Genomic DNA, 18,146 nt, shown 5'->3' with positions numbered 1-18,146 from the left:
ATAAACAAAAAACAATGAAATCAATTTTAATTGTATTATTCGTAGCTATTACTTCATTTACAACTACTTACGGCCAAAATACCGAAACTATGAACGGTACCTATGAAGGCTATATTGACGAGATGTATGTTTTTACCGATTCTGATGGTTATAGGGCAGAATTTACGAATGTATCTAACGAAATTAGTACAAAATTTGAACTAACCAGCGATACTTATGTAGGCAGGCAGTTTATGATCACTTTTACTGTAGATACGGAGTTAGATGAAGATGAGGAAGAGATACAAATTAGTACTATCGTAAATCTGGAAATGCCAGAATAAAAAGAGAAAAGGACCATAAGGTCCTTTTTTTATGCCCTTATTAGATTGATTTTACGTATTATAAAACCCAATAAAAACCCACTTCGAAGAGCCGAATCTTTTTCGTTTCTTTGTAATTCATAATAAAAAACAAAATGACTTTACTAGGTATTGATGTAGGTGGCTCTGGAATAAAAGGAGCTTTAGTTGATTCAGAAACAGGTGAAATGCTCACTGAACGTTTTAGAATTCCGACACCTATACCCAGAACACCTGAAGCAATGACCGATGTAATCGCTGAAATTGTTGCGCATTTTGATTACAAAGGAAAAGTTGGCTGTGGATTCCCTACCATTATTAAAAACGGAGTTTGTAAAGCAACAGGAAATCTCGATAAAAGTTGGCTTGGCGTTAATGTTGAAGAAATTTTAGAAAAGAAAACCGGACTAGATTTTACGGTAATCAACGATGCAGATGCAGCAGGCTATGCTACTATGAACTATGGCATAGGAAAAGGTGAAAAAGGATTTGTTGTTATGATCACCATAGGCACCGGCTTAGGTAGTGGTGCTTTTTTAGATGGCAGACTAATTCCTAATTTTGAATTAGGGCAAATTCCTTATAAAAAATACTCTAAAATTGAAAAATGGGCTGCAGGTTCAGCAAAAGACCGTGAAGGACTTTCATATAAAAAATGGGGAAAACGTTTTAATACCTTTTTAGAATATGTTGAATTGATCGTATCTCCGGACTTAATTGTTTTAGGGGGCGGAGCATCAAAAGATTTTGATTCGTTTAAATCACAGATAAAAATTGACACTAAAGTAATTGCTGCAGAATTACAAAACCATGCCGGTATTATTGGTGCCGCAGTAGCCTCTCAATACAAAGTCAAAAAGTAAACTACCTCGGGGCAAGCCCACGAGGCATTCGCCCGAAACGAACTTTTAATTTCGAGGCAAGCCTCGGGGTATTATACCCTTTGGCGGTGCCAATAAAATAACAATACGCTTACAATAGAAAACAAAAAAATCCCAAAGTTATCTTTGGGATTTTTTATGGTCATTATTTATGACACGAATTAATTTAAAATCTTAGCATTGGCCGGAGCATCGAAAAAGTCTTTCGGTAAATCTGTCTTAAAAGCCACATTGGTGAAATCAATTTTAGTTATGTATTCACCAGGTTGATTTTCTTTAACCGTCCAATACGTTTTAAATCCTCCTGGCATAGTTATACCGTCCACCACTTGTTCACCTATAAATTCAGTAAATTTTTCTGGAGCATGCTCACCATCTTTAAAATACTCCGGGTACGAAACAATGTATCTCATAACCGCTAATTTATTAGTTTCCTTATTTACGTAAAGAATATAGTAGTCATCCGGGGCATCACCTGTTTCAGCATCAAAAGTTACTTTTACTACATGGTACTCTTTCTCTTTATATATTTCTGAATCTAACAATTCTAAGTTTACACCTTCCCCATTTAAAATAAAGGGATGACCAACAAACCACAATGGCGTTAGCGCCCAGAACTTTGTATCATAGGCAAAAGCAGTACTGTCGTTCGCTTTTACCCAAGCTTTTTCGCCTGTCCAACCAAATTTATCGGTGCTATCCGTAGCACTAGTATGTACTGCTCTATTGCTCCACGTATCAACTGTTTGGTAACTATCTCTTGTCGTTTTGTCATCTAAAGGCTGGTAATTAAAACGAAAAGAAATAGGTCCGTTTGCATACCACTTTGCCAACCCACCATGTGCTTCCATAGCATTCCATATTATTTTTCCTGCTTCCGTAGCGTTTAATCTTTCTTTTGCTTTTGCAACCCTAGAAGTTACCCACGAATCTGGGATGGAAATAACGTCGGTTTCGGGTGCTATTTCTTTCGAAACGTCATTATCTGGCTTAGGAGTTTCTTTACAGGAAATAAAAAATGTTACTATTACTAAAAGTGATACTTTGTAATGTAATCTCATAGTTGTTTGCCGTTTAGTTGGTTTGCCAATTAAATCACACGGCTTTATGATCTATACTGGCCGTTTTACGTTCTTCATAACTTTCTGCTATAATTTTATCGAGCTCATCAGGGGCATTAAAATTCATAGCATTTTCATTCAGTCGTTCTTCACCTCCAAAAATAACTTGGCTTTCTTTATTTAATAATCCAGCTATAGATCGTTCTGCAACAAACTCTGGCGAATCCATTTCGCGTCCTTTAAATTTTTGCATCATATCAGTATCTGTAGCGGTAGGAAAAGCACAGGTTACAGAAATATTAAAAGGCGCTAATTCTCTTCGCATAGAATCAGAAAATTGCCTAATGCCCGCTTTTGTGCTTCCATAGACGGCATAAAATGGCTTTCCTATTAAACCCAAACCAGAAGATATATTTAAAATAGCCGCCTCTTTAGAAGCCTTTAAAAGAGGTATGCAATATTTAGTTAGCAAAAGTACAGCGGTAAGATTAATTGCTACCTGATCATATAAATCCTCATCTTGAATATCTTCTAACGGACCTGCAGAAACAATTCCTGCATTATTAATTAGAATATCTAAATGGCCCCATTTATCTTCAATAAGAGCTACTGCATCTCGTAAAACTTCAATATTGGCAACATCCCCGGCAATTTTTATAAATTTTACGCCTTCAAATTCTTGAGCCAATTGTTTTAGATTTTGCTTGTCACGTGCAATGACTGCAATTTTGCTAACACCGCCTTTTACAAGTTCTTGTATCATACATTTTCCAATGCCACGAGTGCCTCCTGTTATGAGCACATATTTTCCTTCTAGTTGCATACTGATTTTCGTTTGAGTTGAGTTTAATTTGAACTTTAAATTAGATAAAATTTTATATCAAAACGAAGAAAAATTAGTCCGGAAGACATTATTAAGGATGTAAGAATATGAAGCTAATTATTTTACATATTCCTCAATCATTTGGCTGTAATTGGCAAAATAGCAAACAGATAATTTATAAAATTTAGAGCACCATATTCTTAAAACCATTCCATAAAACTAAAAAGCCACCAAAAAAGGTGGCTAAAAATTATAAAAAAAGCCTCTTAAAAAGAGGCTTTAATAATTAAGCTATTTTATTACGCTTACGATCGTTTTCCGTTAAATAGATTTTACGAAGACGTAAATGTTTTGGAGTAACCTCAACATACTCATCTTTTTGAATATATTCTAAAGCTTCTTCTAGAGAAAACTTAATTGCAGGAACAATTTTAGCTTTATCATCTGCACCAGAAGAACGAACGTTAGATAGTTTTTTAGTTTTAGTAATGTTTACGGTCATATCATCTCCACGAGAGTTTTCACCAATAACCTGACCTTCGTAAATATCTTCACCTGGATCAACAAAGAATTTACCACGATCCTGTAATTTATCAATAGAATAAGGAATTGCTTTACCTTTTTCCATGGACACTAAAGAACCATTTTGTCTTTGAGGAATATCTCCTTTCATAGGTTGGTACTCCAAGAAACGATGTGCCATAATAGCCTCACCTGCAGTTGCCGTCAATAATTGGTTACGAAGACCTATAATACCACGAGATGGAATTTGGAATTCACATAACATACGGTCGCCTTTTGCTTCCATTTTGGTCATTTCTCCTTTACGGATAGATACCATTTCAACAGCTCTACCAGAAACTTCTTCTGGTAAATCAATCGTTAAATGCTCAATAGGCTCACATTTAACACCATCAATTTCTTTTATAATTACTTGTGGCTGACCAATTTGTAATTCATAACCCTCACGTCTCATGGTTTCAATAAGAACAGAAAGGTGTAATACCCCACGACCGAAAACTAAAAATTTATCGGCACTGTCAGTTGGATTTACACGTAGCGCAAGATTTTTTTCTAATTCTTTCGCCAAACGATCTTTAATATGTCTAGAGGTTACAAATTTACCATCTTGACCAAAGAACGGGCTATCATTAATGGTAAACAGCATACTCATAGTAGGCTCATCTATAGCAATAGTCTTTAATGCCTCTGGATTTTCAATATCGGCAACCGTATCACCAATTTCAAAACCTTCAACACCAACTAATGCACAAATATCGCCAGTTTCTACTTCCTGTACCTTCTTACGTCCAAGGCCTTCAAATACATAAAGTTCTTTAATCTTAGATTTTACGATAGAACCATCGCGTTTAACTAAAGATATTTGCTGATTTTCTTTTAACGTTCCTCTTTGTAATCTCCCAATTGCAATTCTACCCGTAAAAGATGAGAAATCTAAAGAAGTAATCAACATTTGCGTATTCCCTTCTTTTGGCTCAAAAGTAGGAACATGCTCAATAACCATGTCTAAAAGAGGCTCTATATTGGTTGTAACATTCTTCCAATCGTCACTCATCCAATTATTCTTCGCAGAACCATAAACGGTAGGGAAGTCTAACTGCCATTCTTCGGCACCCAATTCGAACATTAAATCGAACACTTTCTCATGAACTTCTTCTGGAGTACAGTTTTCTTTATCTACTTTATTAATAACAACACAAGGTTTTAAACCTAAATCAATTGCCTTTTGCAATACAAAACGAGTTTGTGGCATTGGTCCTTCAAAAGCATCTACCAATAACAAAACACCATCTGCCATGTTCAATACACGTTCAACTTCACCACCAAAATCGGCGTGACCAGGCGTATCGATAATATTTATTTTAGTATCCTTATATATAACGGAAACGTTCTTGGAAGTAATGGTAATACCACGTTCTCTTTCCAAATCGTTATTATCCAAAATTAAATCGCCTGTATTTTCGTTTTCACGAAACAAGCTACAGTGGTACATTATTTTGTCGACCAAGGTGGTTTTACCGTGGTCAACGTGCGCAATGATCGCAATATTCTTTGTAGTGGACATAAGGTCTATTTTAAGCGTGCAAAGATACTTTAAATATTAATAGCTACACTTAAACTTATGTTATTTTTATCTTATTGATTTTGAGCGAGTTCGCTAATAAAATTACTGCTTTTTTCTACCACCTATTACCCAACCAAGTCTAGCATCTATTAAAACACCCGCATCCGTATTAAACTCATTTACAAAAACTCCTGGTCCAAAAGCAAGGCTAAAATAGAATCCTTTCTTGTACGTACGCTGTAAACCATATACCAAAGCAACATTATAATAATAGTCCGAAGCATATTCCAAATCGCCAATTATAGGTGTGCCAAATTGAAATTGATTTAAAAAACCGAAATAATTACCTGTATTCCCAGTACTATTTTTTCCTTTGGAAATTCTTCTATTAAAGTTGTTATAGTATCTAAAATCGGCCGCAAAACCAGGATATAAACCAAATTGTGTTTCTACATTAGATGCCCCCCTAAGTGCAAAACCAATAATAGCTTCTGTATTTATGGTTGTCCTCTTACCTACTCCAAACTCATAAGAGACCCCAGGTAATAAAAGATTTGCTTTTAACAGTCCGTCTTCAACAAATTGACCAGACTGGGCATTACTGTAAAAAGTAATCATAAAAATAGCTGCGACGAAGATGATTTTTTTCATGTTTTAGATTGGTTTTTGTCTTGTAGGTTATTGAACTCATCTTAACTTTTTATTTGGAACCGAGAATTATGGCTTTTGTGCCGTAATGAAGTCATTTTTTATTTACATAGCCATAGCTACGGAACTCAACAATGACAAAATTAGGGTGCAAAATGTATAATTCGTAGGTAAAAGAAAAAGTCAAGATGAGTTCATTATCAACTATTAGGCCAGTTTAATCAAAGGTTGGTTTTCTAGATTTCCGTTTAGTAGCAACCCAACCAAATTTAAAACTTACAAGTGGCCCGTAACCATCTGGAACACCGTCCCCTTTATAAAATCCTGCCCCTAGTTCGGCATTAAAATTAAACCCTTTAGGGTAGGTACGTTGAACACCGTATACCATTCCATAAAACCCTAAATTAAAATCACTGGGTCCTTGAATATTGGTAGAAAGGCGTAATTGAGAAAAGAAAATAGCTTGTGCCGCTGCAATATAATTTCCAGAATTACCAGAAACATTTTTATCGCGATCTAAGCGTCTTTGAAAATTATGATAATACCGATATCTATTATTCATGGCCAAACCATAGGCGTACCCTTCTTCATAGGTAGCAGCACCTAACCCCACATCTGTAGAAACCGTTTGATTTCTAAAAATGCCAAATTCGTAGCTAATACCCGGATTAAAAAAATTAAACTTAAATTGGTGTTTTTCTAAATTAACAATACCAGAACCTTTTTCGGTTATTCCATTTATTTGAGAAAATCCAAACTGTGCTGCCAATAAAAAGGCAATGAGGGTAATTTTATTCATGTGGTTCGTTTAAAGTTGCATTTAAAACTACTGGTTTATACACATGTTACAACTTCTTTTAAAGAAATATTATGAAATTACTTACGGCTTTACCTGCCTACGCACCATCGTTTTTCACTAACGATCCAACCAATACTTAAATTAGCAACGGGATAAATAGCGCCATTAAACTGCCCTGTATAATAAGCAGCGCCTACATCAACAGAAAAATTGAAGCCTGAGTTAAAACTGCGCTGTAACCCAGTGACCACACCTGCATAACCAAAAGCACCTTTTACGATATTATTTTCAATAGTACGGGTACCTGGAAAAAACACAGCGGCAGCCGGAGCTATATAGTTTGCCGAGTTACCATAAATTTGTCTTCTGTTGCGTTGACGATTTTCGAAGTTATAGTAATAGCGATACTGTCCGGCAATGGCCGGCATAAAAGCCAGCTCTTCATATACATCAGGTAAAAGTGGATCTAAAGCAAATTGTAATCCGGCTTTAATATCAAAAGTAGTATTGGTCCCTAGCGCCATTTCATATTCAAACCCAGGATTTAGAATATTTATTTTCATCTGTCTTAATTCGCAATTTTTCCCAAACTGGGCATTTACTTGATTCACAAGAACAAAAAACAGAAATAAAGGGAAGTAGCGCTTAAAATACATTTTCGATTTGGGTTTTCGACAATCTTATCTTAATAGAACAGTACGCTTCTTAAAATAGTATCTTTGTTTAAAAATATTCGACGAATGAACCTATCCTTACTACCACAGATAAAACATACAGATAGCAATAACTTTTTTCTTCTCTCTGGTCCATGTGCCATTGAAGGTGAAGATATGGCGTTGCGTATTGCAGAACATATTGTAACCTTAACCGACGAGCTTAAAATACCTTATGTTTTTAAAGGAAGTTTTAAAAAGGCGAACCGTAGCAGGTTAGATTCTTTTACGGGTATTGGTGATGAAAAGGCGTTGAAAATATTAAGAAAAGTTTCTGAAACTTTTAAAATACCAACGGTAACGGACATACATACAGAGCAAGATGCTGCTATGGCTGCGGAGTATGTAGATGTATTACAAATTCCTGCTTTTTTAGCACGCCAAACCGATTTAGTGGTTGCCGCTGCAGAGACAGGCAAAACGGTAAACATTAAAAAAGGACAATTTATGAGTCCGGAAAGTATGAAGCATGCGGTAAATAAAGTTACCGAAACTGGAAACCAGCAAGCTATCATTACCGATCGTGGCACCATGTTCGGCTACCAAGATATGATTGTCGATTTTAGAGGTGTACCTACCATGAAACAATATGCACCTGTAGTTTTAGATGTAACACATTCCTTACAACAACCCAATCAATCATCGGGTGTTACAGGTGGTAGACCAGCATTAATTGGAACAATGGCACGTGCAGGAATCGCTGCCGGAGTAGACGGACTTTTCATAGAAACCCATTTCGATTGTGCCAATGCAAAAAGTGATGGCGCAAACATGTTAGATTTAGGATTGATGAAAAAGTTATTGACAGACTTAGTGGCGTTGAGAGCTGTTGTTAATGAGTTTTAATTGATGTCTTCTTTTTTATAAAATCCGTTCTGGCGGACGGAATAAGCATCTTTTAAAACATCAATTAATATATTGTTATCAATATCTTCAAGAGTACTATATCGCAATGAACGTACTACTTTTCTGTTTTCAGAAATTAGTACGTTTAAATGTTTTGTAAGGTGTGCGGAATTCCAAAATGCAATATCTACAAACTTTTTTTTATGTGATGCGTTTAAATAGCAGATGGGCGATTTACCAATATAAAAGCAAGGAATATTCCATTTATACTTCAGTTCCACATCTGGTAAAGTAGTTTCAATCATCACTTGCAAATGCATTAAAATACCCCTAAACGGTTCCGGTTGATTATAAATATAATTCTCTGCTGGTTTCATAGTTCTAAATATACCTATTTCAAGAACAATAACAGCTCTTTAGAGCAATGTAAGCAGAACTAAAATTAAAAGATTTTTCTTAAAACGAACTCATATTTACTTTTTCTTTACAGGTATGGGGAATTCTATTTTTATCGATATTTTTTTCACCACATAGCCCTTATGTTATTACAGACCTCATTCAAATAGTCAATCCTATTGCTATCGTTTGGATAAACATTTTAATACTTATTATTTTTGCGATTAGTGACTTATTACGCGGAATATTATCCATGATGGATGCATTCTCTAATTTACAAAAACACAATTATCCTATCAATGCAAATCTTATTATTCTGAGCGTGTCACTAATAAGTGGATTTGGATTTTTTTTAGGTAAATCTATTCGATTCAATTCTTGGCATCTTATTGCAAGACCTCAGCTTTTAATAGCCTACACTTTTAAATCTTTAGTGATATAAAAAGCTTGGTTGTGGATTTTAGGTTTTGGCGCATTCATTTGGATTTCTTTCTGGACGCTAAAACCATATTTTATAGGAAGTCACTAAATACATAATGACTAATTTTGCACTTTAAAAAATGTGCATGAAAAATAATAGAATAGCCTTTACACTACTATACACTACCTTATTTATTTTACTTCATATGCACAGCTATAGTCAAGACAATATTGATGATGATTGGATTTTTAAAAACAGTAAAAGTCTTTCTGAATTATGGGAACTTGATGACCACCACCGAGGTACTTTTTTAATAACCTCTTACAAGCCTATATACCTAAGTGTTGCCAAATATTCTACCAACCCTAATGAATTTCCACAAGCAGAAAATTCTTCTAAAGTTTTAGATGCGCCCGTTAGCTTAAACGATGTGGAAGCTAAGTTCCAAGTAAGCCTCAAAACAAAAATTTTTCATAATATGTTTGATGGTCGTATGGACTTATGGATGGGATATTCGCAAACCGCCTACTGGCAAATTTATAATACCGAACGCTCACGACCCTTTAGAGAATTAAATTATAAACCAGAAATTATAGCCAATTTCCCAATTAAGTTTAAACTCCTTGGTTTTGATGCAAAAATGATAGGATCCTCTTTAATTCATGAGTCCAACGGTCAGTCGGACCCCATTTCAAGAAGCTGGAACCGTATTGCTTTTCATGCAGGTTTTGAACGTGGCAACTGGCAAGTAATGCTAAAACCATGGTTTAAAATAGGAAGTAAAATAGATGACAACGAAAATATTTCGGATTATATAGGCCGTGGCGAAGCCGATATAACGTATGACTGGGGTAGGCAACGTTTTCGTGCCATTGCAAGACATTCTTTAAATTATGGTAATAAAAGTAGAGGTAGCCTACAGTTAAATTGGTCATTTCCTATACTTGAAAACTTTAATGGTCATCTTCAATTTTTTGATGGTTACGGCGAAACACTTATCGATTACAACCACCGACAAACAACTTTAGGTATCGGCGTATCATTGATAAATTAATCATTATTTAATCTTGAGAGCTAATGACAATGTTCTAGATCTAGGTTGATTTTCATACATTTGAATAAACCACATTTATATGAAAACCAAACTGCTCTTTTTATGTTCATTAATGGCTTCGTTGATCGTAACATCACAACAACACGAACATCAAAGTTCAAGACCATTGTCATTTCCCGATATTCCAGGGTATAAAAGTTTAAAGACCGATCTACATATACACACTGTTTTTTCTGACGGATATGTTTGGCCAAATATTCGTGTAATGGAAGCGTTACGGGATAATTTAGATGCTATTTCATTAACGGAACATTTAGAGTACCAACCCCATTTGGAAGATATTCCCCACCCGGACAGGAATAGGTCGTATGCCATAGCATTAGAAGAAGCAAAAGAACACGATTTAATGATTGTTCACGGTTCTGAGATAACCCGTAGCGCTCCAATTGGGCATAACAATGCGGTATTTATAAAAGATGCCAATCCTATTTTACAAGACAAGGCTGAAAAGGCATTTGCAGAAGCCAAAAAGCAAAATGCGTTTGTTTTTTGGAATCACCCTGCTTGGCATAACCAATCGCCCACTGGGAATCCTATTTTAAGTGATTTTCAAAAAGACCGAATTAAAAATGATGAACTACACGGTATTGAGGTCATTAATTCAGTTGACTACGCCCAAGAATCTTTGGCACTAGCTTTAGAACATAATTTAACCATAATGGGCACCAGCGATATTCACGGGCTCATAGATTGGGATTATACCGAAAAAGGAAATCAAAGACCTATTACCTTGGTATTTGCAAAAGAAAGAAGTATAGAAAGTATACAAGAAGCCCTTTTTGCCGGTAGAACCGTTGCTGTGTATAACGAGTTGATAGTGGGCAAAGAAGAATTTCTAGTACCACTTTTAAAAGCAAGTATCGTTGTTGAGAAAGCAACCTATTTACGAAATACCCAAGTACTTGAAATAGAACTTAAAAATAGTACCAGTAGTAACTTACTTTTCGAAAACGTATCTGACTACACCTTTTATGACAGCTCTCCGGTATTTGAATTTAAGGCCGGAGAAACAAAAAAAGTAGCGCTAAAAACACTAGAAAAGAAAAACGAAATTACGTTAAAACTAAAAGCATTAGGCTGTTTTACCGCGCCAAAAGTATCGCCTACTATCTCTTGGACTATTTCTCCAGAGAATTAATTTTCAACTATTTTTTACCCAGTTTTGTAAAAGTAAATGATATTTAATTTAACTTTGTATTTCAAAGTACTTTAATTATGGAGGCAAATAAGTATCTAAACGACATAACCGAAATTAAAAATATAATGAACCGGTCTTCACGGTTTATATCCCTAAGCGGACTTTCTGGAATACTGGCAGGCATATATGCATTAATAGGAGCGTCATTAGCCTACGTAAGATTAAAAGATTTTTCGCCAACTAATTACGACGGCTTCGCTGGTAGAAATTCAGCTCTTTGGGATACCGCCCTTTCAAAAGATTTAACCCTAATTGCTTTAGCAGTTCTTGTAATGGCAGCTATTACAGGATTTGTAATGACTCTAAAGAAATCTAAAAAAAGTGGTGAAAAAATTTGGGATAGCACCAGTAAGCGCCTAGTGTATAATTTCCTAATTCCCCTAGTCGTTGGTGGCCTTTTCTGCTTAGTACTTATGCAACATGGCGCGGCAGGTTTAGTAGCGCCGGCAACACTTATTTTTTATGGTCTTGCCTGTGTTAATGCAAGCAAATATACCATGGGCGATGTCCGTTATATGGGATTGGCTTTTATACTAATCGGATTAATTAGTACGCAGTTTATAGGCTATGGATTGTATTTTTGGGCTTTAGGGTTTGGTGTTTGCCATATTCTTTACGGTGCATTAATGTATTATAAATACGATAGAGATTAATTTAGCCCTAGCAAAACGCCATTTATGAGTTTAATTGATAACATAAATAAAGCTTTTGACCACCGCATACGATTGGGCATCATGTCCATTTTAATGGTGAATGATTACGCGGATTTTAATATGTTGAAAGAACTTCTTGGAGCTACTGACGGTAATTTGGCTAGCCATACCAAAGCGCTTGAAAAAGAAGCGTACATAAAAGTTGAAAAACAGTTTATTGGAAGAAAGCCCAATACACGGTATTCTGCTACCAAACTGGGCAAATTAGAATTTAAGAAGCATATCAGTGCGCTAGAAAAGCTAATTGGAAATTGAACTATTTTTTTATCATTTTACTTTGAATTTCAAAGTACTTTATAAATAATGAAATGAGAGCAACCATTTTAAAAAAATTATACGATTGGAGTGTTTCACCATATCAGTTCTTTAAAGCGAACCAGGCATGGAATCTTGAAACGCAAGATTTACTGGCTTACCCGGCAAACACGCTAGGTTCCCACATGGGGCTTTTTTTAAAAGATAACATGTTTCAACTTCAAGAGAAACTAGAAAACCATGATGTATTTCATGTGCTAACCAATACAGGAATTACCGTAACCGATGAAATTAGTATGCAATACTATTTGTTTGGTAATGGTAAACGAAGCATCTATTTGTTCGCCGTATTATTTCTAGGTACGGTGCTTTTCCCAGAGTACTGGAACTTTTTTATTTCTAAATATAAGCTGGGAAAATCAGCACTACCCTTTCATCAAATTAATTTTCAAAAGCTTTTAAATCAACCTCTTAATCGTATTAAGTCCACATTTTTAATTCCATAACATCATGAAAAATAAAATCTCAAAATTTCAACTTTTGTGTCATACAACACTTTTGTTTACAGCCTATTATCCTTTACTAATCATGGTAAGAATAAAATCCCTTCTAACCGCTAAATAATTATAATTATGAATATTCACATTAAATCAATTCTGTCTGCCATAGCCTTTAGCTTATTATTTTATAGTAAGAGTTTTGGCTTAAATCTATTCTTAATATCCATCTTGGTCATTGTTCTTACCGCCACCATCAATAAAGAACGAACAACCGCTTGGAAATATGCTTTAATATATAGCGTTACAGCTATTCTTGTATTCTTAAATCCTTCTGGTTTTTCAATTTTTGTCCATTTTTTGGCGCTCATTGTGTTTATTGGCAAATCTATTTCTAACACTACCTCTCTTTATTTATCATGGTTATTAGGCTTGTCTAATCTGCTTATTGCCTTTGTGGCAAACTACACGCAAAAACAAAACAAAGAAACAGAAGAACGTCCAAAACATACTTTTTCGCCACAGGTTATTAACCGTTTAAAAGGTGCTTGTTTTGCTGTATTGCTTTTGGTACTCTTTGGCGTATTATATAAAAATGCTAATCCGGTTTTTGATAATCTTATAGTTCAAATCAATTTTAATTTTGTTAGTATTCCTTGGCTTGTCTTCACCTTTTTAGGGTACATCCTTTTCCTAAACATACTTAAGCCATTAGATGCAAGGGAATTAGTGGCCTTCGATTTAGCACAAAAAAACCATTTAGAGAAGCCTACTGAAGAAGTTATCATTACTGAAAAACAGAAATTAGAAAGTGAGCATACCCTAGGTACCATCATATTTACTGCACTAAACCTTTTGCTTCTTTTCTTTTTAGCGACAGATATCATTTATATAGTACAAAAAACAGAAATGACTAACGCGGCATATTCCGAGTCCGTGCACCAAGGGGTCTATGCGTTACTATTTTCTGTAGTTATTGCCATAGTTCTTATACTCTATTTCTTTAGGGGGAATCTTAATTTTTACAAGAAAAACCAGCATATTAAATCACTTACCTATGTATGGATCTGCCTTAATCTTCTACTACTTATTTTTACCGGCTATAAAAATTTTACTTACGTAGAGGTCTTAGGCCTTACGTACAAACGTATTGGTGTTTTTGTATACCTAATGCTAAATTTAACAGGGTTGATTACAGCGTATATAAAAGTGGCTCGGGTAAAGAGTTTTGTGTATTTGGTGCGGACCAATTTAGCAACCGTATTTGCATTCTTAATACTTAGTGCCGCTATTCCTTGGGATAATACCATTACATGGTTTAACATAAGCACACTTCATAACCCTGATATAAATTACCTCATTAGCTTGGGAAATACTAATAGTCGACAATTATATGAATATGCCGATTTGAATGAGATGGATGAAAATTTACGAAATCGTATTCAGGAAAAATATACGGATTACTTAACTGTACAAGCTACTAAAACTTGGCAAGAATACACCCTTACGCAATTGGTTAGTACAGATACAAAATGATAGTTCTCGTTAAACATAAATGGAACCGAAGAATTGTTAGGATAGCAACAATATATGGGCTCGTAGCCACTTTGCTAATGCTCATTGCTTTAGCGACAACACATCATTTGGTTCCAATAATAGGAATCATAGTCTTAATAAGTTATATCCCCATATCCGGTTTACTATTGATTATAAAATTCATACATGTATTGAAAAACACTAAAGATATTTTAGAGCATACGATGACGTTAATCTTGGTTCTTTTAAATTACCCTATTAGTTTTTTATATATCTATATATTGAACCCTTAACCCTATAATTACAACTCACATGAAGTTTAAATTCCATAAAACTTATTTCACGGCTTTTATACTCCTGTTCGCCATAGAAGTTTCAATAGCCGTGTTTTTAGAATCAGGATTTATAAGGCACACTTTTGGAGATTACTTAGTAGTTATTCTCTTGTTTTGCTTCTTTAAATCGTTCTTGAGGGCCAATGATTTAGTTGTAGGAATGGCAACATTAAGCATAGCTTTTGTCATAGAGTTTTTACAGCTTACTCCTTTTTTAGAATATTTGGGACTTCAACAAAACAAATGGGCCAACTTAATTTTCGGTAACGTCTTTAGCATTCAAGATTTAATTGCCTACACCTTAGGTATACTCACGGTAACGTATTTAGAAATACGAAAACAGTTTCTACTAATTAATTAAAAAAATCAAACAACCAGGCTTAAAACACCTTACTCTTTACCATCTACATAATCTTGTAGATAGGCATAGCGCGCTGTAAGTTTACCATTCTGTGTCATACGTGCTCTTTGCAGTACGCCATCTTTATCCTCATTAAAGAAAGCCGGAATTACATTTTTTATAAATGCTTCGCCAAAACCTTCACTAGCATCTCTAGGTAGTTCACAAGGTAAATTATCAACGGCCATCACTGCAATGGCATCATTATTCTTAAAATCGGTCTCCGATTCAGATTCTGGGTCGTACCCATAAATAGGATCTGCAATTGTAGAAGGTTTTATCGTTGTGGCCACTGGCCCATCAATATCACAACTTATATCAGCTACCACACGAATTTTAAAATCTTTATTTTTGGCATCTTCTCTGGTAAAAAGATATGGGGAGCCTTGACCATAGAAATGACCGGCAATGTATAAATCGGTCACCTTAGCAAAACGAAAAAAGTTAGATTTATACTCCTCTGGGTGGGCAAAAAAGTTAGCTTTATTACCCCGAACACCATCTTTTCTTTTATTGTATTCACCTGCATCTATTTGGCAATAGACGGGTTCATGAAAAGTTTCTTCTAAATATTCTGTCACGGTAACTCTTCGCATACCCATACCATCAAGCATTTCTCTTGCCCCATTACCTACCCTTCCTCTTCCCGTAAGCAATACTTGTATACTAGGCAGGCGAAGTTTTTTCAGCTCATCAATAAGCGCTGCTTGGTCTATTAACTCACTTGCTTTTGGCAATTGATACAATCCAAATTTTAAACCGTACGCCCTAAAACCATTATACGCACCTACTATCCCCGCATACCTACCAAAAGCAACAACACGCTGTTCTTGTGCATTGGTAATGACCTCATGGTCGTACATTTCTATATTTTTCTCAAGTATGGCTTTTAGTAATTTTCTATTATACGGTTGTTTCTTTATGGTATGCGAAAAGAAAAAATATTTTTTATTGGGAATAAGCGATTCAATAGGTACTTCTTTTACGCCTAACAGCACATCGCAGTTCTTCATTTCATCAGCTACGGTAAGCCCTAATTGCCGATACATATCATCTGAATAAGTCCTAATAGGAGAAGGTTCAACAATAATTTCTGCCTTTTTATGCGTATTCAAGACCTTTTGACAGGCTTTTGGGGATAATACTACCCGCTTATCTGGCGGATTCTTACGTTCTCTAATGATTCCGAACTTCATATCTGGTTTGGTATAAATATTGTACTAAATTATGCAATTAGAAACACTTGTGCTTTAGTCGCCATAAAAATTATAGTGGTTCATAAAGATTTATTAGCTTTGCTGCCCGCGTTAGGGATAGAGGCAAGTACCGTGTACTGCCGAAAGCCCGACCTTTTTGCAGAAAAGGAAACGCACAAATAGAGCGCATTAAGTTCATTTACATATTGGGGCCGACCGGTTTTGACAGCGAGACCAGTTGAATTGTAAGCATGTCGAGCGCTGGGAAACAGCTCGTTAATCTCATTTTTCACACTTTTAATTGGCGAAAATAATTACGCTCTTGCCGCTTAATCCGAATTATAGTAGGATTTAGCCTCGTCCCTACAAGGTAGGGAAGCGAGATGTTCCTGAATAGCCCTTGTTGATGGCGATTCTTATAGGAGCACCAGAAAAGTCAACATAAGGGTGTCCGCTCACTTTGGCGACACCACCAAAATCTTAAGAAGATAAGTGTGTATTAGGCGGTTTCTGGTCAGGTACACATCGAAAACCAATCAGATTCTAAACATGTAGAAAGCACTTTAATTGCTTGTTTGGACGAGGGTTCGACTCCCTCCGGCTCCACGATCACCCACAACTGTATTGTGGATGAAAATAAAAAATCCCATCAAGTTCACTTGTTTGGGATTTTTGTTTTTATACACCAAGGCTTTTTTTTTAGCCTTAACAGTTGTATTTGCAGAACAGAAGCTTTTGGGAAAACCGTAAGGTACCCCCTCCGGCTCCACTTCAAAAAACCACCCTTAAGGTGATTTTTTTCGTTACTCGTTGTTCGCCTATAAAGTGCCGAACTTTTCACTTGACCAAATTCAAAATTTCATCTTTTAGAAATTAAATAAAATGGTCTCACGCCAATAACCCTGCTAAAAATTAGTATAACACATAATTAAAAAACCTGTAAATCAATGATTTACAGGTTTTTACCTTAAAACAACACTACTAACTAAATCTTATAATTTTAAATTTAACATAATTTCATGCGTACCATTATCCATATACCTCACTGCACTTTGGGTAGAAACTTCATAAGCATACCCTATTCTTAAGGAGTTAGAAACTTTAAAAATAGCTAAACCACTAACGCTTTCATCTACCCTATAAGCTGCTCCCAAATTAAAATACTCACTGAATTCTAACATGGCAGTAATATCAACAGATAAAGGGGAAGCATTAACATATCGCAGTAAAACACTAGGTTTTAAAACCATATTTCCGCTTAAAGAAATATTGTAGCCTCCACCCAGATAAATGTGTTGTTTATCTGAACCGGCCCTAGCCGTACCATTCTCCTCTTCTAATCGGTCATTAGTTAAAATTTTAGGCATAGAAAGTGATAAAAAATATTTTTCATGGCTAAAATATGCACCTGCTCCAAAATTGGGATTAAACCGACCGCTAAGGTTCATTAAATTAGGGTCTTGTTGAATCCCATACGTCACTAACCCCTCTGTATTGGCATTATAAGAATTAAACCCTGCTTTTAAACCTAAGTACAGATCATGATTTTCTGAAAGTTGTAAATGATAGGAAAAATCCGCAGCAATAGAGGTTTGTTTTTCTATAAAAGTTTTATCACTAATAATGGATAAACCTACACCTAGATTACTACCTACAGGAGTACCAAAAATAAAGCTTTGCGTTTCTGGTGCGCCTTTTACATTAGACCATTGACTACGAATATTAACACCCAAGTCAGTGGTATTATTTGCACCGGCATACGCGGGATTTATTAGGTTCATATTATACACGTACAAGGTGTAATTTGGGTCTTGTTGAGCCGATACTTTTATCGCCATTAAAAAGACAAGAATAACTATGATTTTATATATATACTTCATTTTATAA

General features: G+C 35.3%; 20 protein-coding genes and 1 other RNA gene. 12 read left to right on the top strand and 9 right to left on the bottom strand.

Going from position 1 to position 18,146, the window contains the following annotated elements; translation table 11 throughout:
* The first annotated feature begins 14 nt into the window (after positions 1-14).
* Both BTR34_RS12330 and ppgK read left to right on the top strand, forming a co-directional pair.
* Entirely contained in the window at positions 15-323 is a 309-nt protein-coding gene (locus BTR34_RS12330; protein WP_074472138.1) for a hypothetical protein, read from the top strand.
* 134 nt (positions 324-457) lie between these two features.
* Positions 458-1,204, top strand: coding sequence for a polyphosphate--glucose phosphotransferase (ppgK, locus tag BTR34_RS12325; RefSeq protein ID WP_068485861.1), 747 nt, complete (start codon positions 458-460; stop codon positions 1,202-1,204).
* A 179-nt stretch (positions 1,205-1,383) separates the two neighbouring features.
* Here the strand turns inward: ppgK and BTR34_RS12320 are convergent, their stop codons facing one another.
* The 6 genes from BTR34_RS12320 to BTR34_RS12295 form a co-directional block, all read right to left on the bottom strand.
* Complete coding sequence (locus tag BTR34_RS12320) at positions 1,384-2,283, bottom strand: DUF6503 family protein (RefSeq protein ID WP_068485859.1); 900 nt, start codon at positions 2,281-2,283, stop codon at positions 1,384-1,386.
* Positions 2,284-2,317: 34 nt separating this feature from the next.
* Positions 2,318-3,106 carry an SDR family NAD(P)-dependent oxidoreductase gene (locus tag BTR34_RS12315; RefSeq protein ID WP_068485857.1) on the bottom strand — a complete coding sequence of 263 codons (789 nt, stop codon included), beginning with the start codon at positions 3,104-3,106 and terminating at the stop codon, positions 2,318-2,320.
* Between the two features lie 286 nt (positions 3,107-3,392).
* Positions 3,393-5,192 carry a translational GTPase TypA gene (typA, locus tag BTR34_RS12310; RefSeq protein WP_068485855.1) on the bottom strand — a complete coding sequence of 600 codons (1,800 nt, stop codon included), beginning with the start codon at positions 5,190-5,192 and terminating at the stop codon, positions 3,393-3,395.
* A gap of 102 nt (positions 5,193-5,294) precedes the next feature.
* A complete protein-coding gene (locus tag BTR34_RS12305; RefSeq protein ID WP_068485853.1) occupies positions 5,295-5,843 on the bottom strand; it encodes a hypothetical protein in 549 nt (182 codons plus the stop codon).
* A 214-nt stretch (positions 5,844-6,057) separates the two neighbouring features.
* A complete protein-coding gene (locus BTR34_RS12300; RefSeq protein ID WP_068485851.1) occupies positions 6,058-6,639 on the bottom strand; it encodes a hypothetical protein in 582 nt (193 codons plus the stop codon).
* Positions 6,640-6,728: 89 nt separating this feature from the next.
* Positions 6,729-7,202 carry a hypothetical protein gene (locus tag BTR34_RS12295; RefSeq protein ID WP_157483911.1) on the bottom strand — a complete coding sequence of 158 codons (474 nt, stop codon included), beginning with the start codon at positions 7,200-7,202 and terminating at the stop codon, positions 6,729-6,731.
* A gap of 177 nt (positions 7,203-7,379) precedes the next feature.
* Between BTR34_RS12295 and kdsA the strand changes: the two genes are divergently transcribed.
* Positions 7,380-8,198 carry a 3-deoxy-8-phosphooctulonate synthase gene (kdsA, locus tag BTR34_RS12290; protein WP_068485847.1) on the top strand — a complete coding sequence of 273 codons (819 nt, stop codon included), beginning with the start codon at positions 7,380-7,382 and terminating at the stop codon, positions 8,196-8,198.
* Here the strand turns inward: kdsA and BTR34_RS12285 are convergent.
* A complete protein-coding gene (locus BTR34_RS12285) occupies positions 8,195-8,575 on the bottom strand; it encodes a DUF1801 domain-containing protein (RefSeq protein ID WP_068485845.1) in 381 nt (126 codons plus the stop codon). The two genes, kdsA and BTR34_RS12285, sit on opposite strands and share 4 nt — an antisense overlap.
* 92 nt (positions 8,576-8,667) lie before the next feature.
* Here BTR34_RS12285 and BTR34_RS19285 point away from each other — a divergent pair, with 92 nt between their 5' ends.
* The 8 genes from BTR34_RS19285 to BTR34_RS12240 all read left to right on the top strand — a co-directional run bounded on the left by BTR34_RS19285 (position 8,668) and on the right by BTR34_RS12240 (position 15,024).
* A complete protein-coding gene (locus tag BTR34_RS19285) occupies positions 8,668-9,036 on the top strand; it encodes a DUF1361 domain-containing protein (protein ID WP_082960207.1) in 369 nt (122 codons plus the stop codon).
* A gap of 124 nt (positions 9,037-9,160) precedes the next feature.
* Positions 9,161-10,069, top strand: coding sequence for a phospholipase A (locus tag BTR34_RS12275; RefSeq protein ID WP_068485841.1), 909 nt, complete (start codon positions 9,161-9,163; stop codon positions 10,067-10,069).
* Between the two features lie 79 nt (positions 10,070-10,148).
* A complete protein-coding gene (locus tag BTR34_RS12270) occupies positions 10,149-11,267 on the top strand; it encodes an Sb-PDE family phosphodiesterase (protein ID WP_068485839.1) in 1,119 nt (372 codons plus the stop codon).
* A 77-nt stretch (positions 11,268-11,344) separates the two neighbouring features.
* The gene (locus tag BTR34_RS12265) at positions 11,345-11,980 is read left to right on the top strand and encodes a hypothetical protein (RefSeq protein ID WP_068485837.1); all 636 of its coding nucleotides are present in this window, start codon (positions 11,345-11,347) and stop codon (positions 11,978-11,980) included.
* Positions 11,981-12,004: 24 nt separating this feature from the next.
* Positions 12,005-12,295: a winged helix-turn-helix domain-containing protein gene (locus BTR34_RS12260; protein WP_068485835.1), complete on the top strand. Its 291-nt coding sequence runs from the start codon at positions 12,005-12,007 to the stop codon at positions 12,293-12,295.
* A 53-nt stretch (positions 12,296-12,348) separates the two neighbouring features.
* Entirely contained in the window at positions 12,349-12,801 is a 453-nt protein-coding gene (locus tag BTR34_RS12255) for a Coq4 family protein (RefSeq protein ID WP_068485833.1), read from the top strand.
* 126 nt (positions 12,802-12,927) lie between these two features.
* A complete protein-coding gene (locus tag BTR34_RS12245) occupies positions 12,928-14,328 on the top strand; it encodes a DUF4153 domain-containing protein (protein WP_082960206.1) in 1,401 nt (466 codons plus the stop codon).
* A gap of 312 nt (positions 14,329-14,640) precedes the next feature.
* Complete coding sequence (locus BTR34_RS12240) at positions 14,641-15,024, top strand: ribosomal maturation YjgA family protein (RefSeq protein ID WP_068485827.1); 384 nt, start codon at positions 14,641-14,643, stop codon at positions 15,022-15,024.
* A 29-nt stretch (positions 15,025-15,053) separates the two neighbouring features.
* Here the strand turns inward: BTR34_RS12240 and BTR34_RS12235 are convergent, their stop codons facing one another.
* The gene (locus tag BTR34_RS12235; RefSeq protein WP_068485825.1) at positions 15,054-16,259 is read right to left on the bottom strand and encodes an NAD(P)-dependent oxidoreductase; all 1,206 of its coding nucleotides are present in this window, start codon (positions 16,257-16,259) and stop codon (positions 15,054-15,056) included.
* Positions 16,260-16,467: 208 nt separating this feature from the next.
* On the opposite strand from BTR34_RS12235, the gene ssrA reads away from it, so the two are divergent.
* Positions 16,468-16,868: a transfer-messenger RNA gene (ssrA, locus tag BTR34_RS12230) on the top strand.
* A 383-nt stretch (positions 16,869-17,251) separates the two neighbouring features.
* Here ssrA and BTR34_RS12225 read toward each other — a convergent pair.
* A complete protein-coding gene (locus BTR34_RS12225; protein WP_068485823.1) occupies positions 17,252-18,139 on the bottom strand; it encodes a PorP/SprF family type IX secretion system membrane protein in 888 nt (295 codons plus the stop codon).
* Positions 18,140-18,146: the final 7 nt, after the last annotated feature.

The sequence above is a fragment of the Maribacter hydrothermalis genome, assembly GCF_001913155.1.
Taxonomy (GTDB): domain Bacteria; phylum Bacteroidota; class Bacteroidia; order Flavobacteriales; family Flavobacteriaceae; genus Maribacter; species Maribacter hydrothermalis.
Note: the sequence above shows the minus strand (reverse complement) of the source record. Positions and strands in the feature narration are given on the sequence as shown.

Coding starts and splice junctions, on each gene's coding strand:
- BTR34_RS12330 (WP_074472138.1), top strand. CDS start 15: ATGAAATCAATTTTAATTGTATTATTCGTAGCTATTACTTCATTTACA.
- ppgK (WP_068485861.1), top strand. CDS start 458: ATGACTTTACTAGGTATTGATGTAGGTGGCTCTGGAATAAAAGGAGCT.
- BTR34_RS12320 (WP_068485859.1), bottom strand. CDS start 2,283: ATGAGATTACATTACAAAGTATCACTTTTAGTAATAGTAACATTTTTT.
- BTR34_RS12315 (WP_068485857.1), bottom strand. CDS start 3,106: ATGCAACTAGAAGGAAAATATGTGCTCATAACAGGAGGCACTCGTGGC.
- typA (WP_068485855.1), bottom strand. CDS start 5,192: ATGTCCACTACAAAGAATATTGCGATCATTGCGCACGTTGACCACGGT.
- BTR34_RS12305 (WP_068485853.1), bottom strand. CDS start 5,843: ATGAAAAAAATCATCTTCGTCGCAGCTATTTTTATGATTACTTTTTAC.
- BTR34_RS12300 (WP_068485851.1), bottom strand. CDS start 6,639: ATGAATAAAATTACCCTCATTGCCTTTTTATTGGCAGCACAGTTTGGA.
- BTR34_RS12295 (WP_157483911.1), bottom strand. CDS start 7,202: ATGAAAATAAATATTCTAAATCCTGGGTTTGAATATGAAATGGCGCTA.
- kdsA (WP_068485847.1), top strand. CDS start 7,380: ATGAACCTATCCTTACTACCACAGATAAAACATACAGATAGCAATAAC.
- BTR34_RS12285 (WP_068485845.1), bottom strand. CDS start 8,575: ATGAAACCAGCAGAGAATTATATTTATAATCAACCGGAACCGTTTAGG.
- BTR34_RS12275 (WP_068485841.1), top strand. CDS start 9,161: ATGAAAAATAATAGAATAGCCTTTACACTACTATACACTACCTTATTT.
- BTR34_RS12270 (WP_068485839.1), top strand. CDS start 10,149: ATGAAAACCAAACTGCTCTTTTTATGTTCATTAATGGCTTCGTTGATC.
- BTR34_RS12265 (WP_068485837.1), top strand. CDS start 11,345: ATGGAGGCAAATAAGTATCTAAACGACATAACCGAAATTAAAAATATA.
- BTR34_RS12260 (WP_068485835.1), top strand. CDS start 12,005: ATGAGTTTAATTGATAACATAAATAAAGCTTTTGACCACCGCATACGA.
- BTR34_RS12255 (WP_068485833.1), top strand. CDS start 12,349: ATGAGAGCAACCATTTTAAAAAAATTATACGATTGGAGTGTTTCACCA.
- BTR34_RS12245 (WP_082960206.1), top strand. CDS start 12,928: ATGAATATTCACATTAAATCAATTCTGTCTGCCATAGCCTTTAGCTTA.
- BTR34_RS12240 (WP_068485827.1), top strand. CDS start 14,641: ATGAAGTTTAAATTCCATAAAACTTATTTCACGGCTTTTATACTCCTG.
- BTR34_RS12235 (WP_068485825.1), bottom strand. CDS start 16,259: ATGAAGTTCGGAATCATTAGAGAACGTAAGAATCCGCCAGATAAGCGG.
- BTR34_RS12225 (WP_068485823.1), bottom strand. CDS start 18,139: ATGAAGTATATATATAAAATCATAGTTATTCTTGTCTTTTTAATGGCG.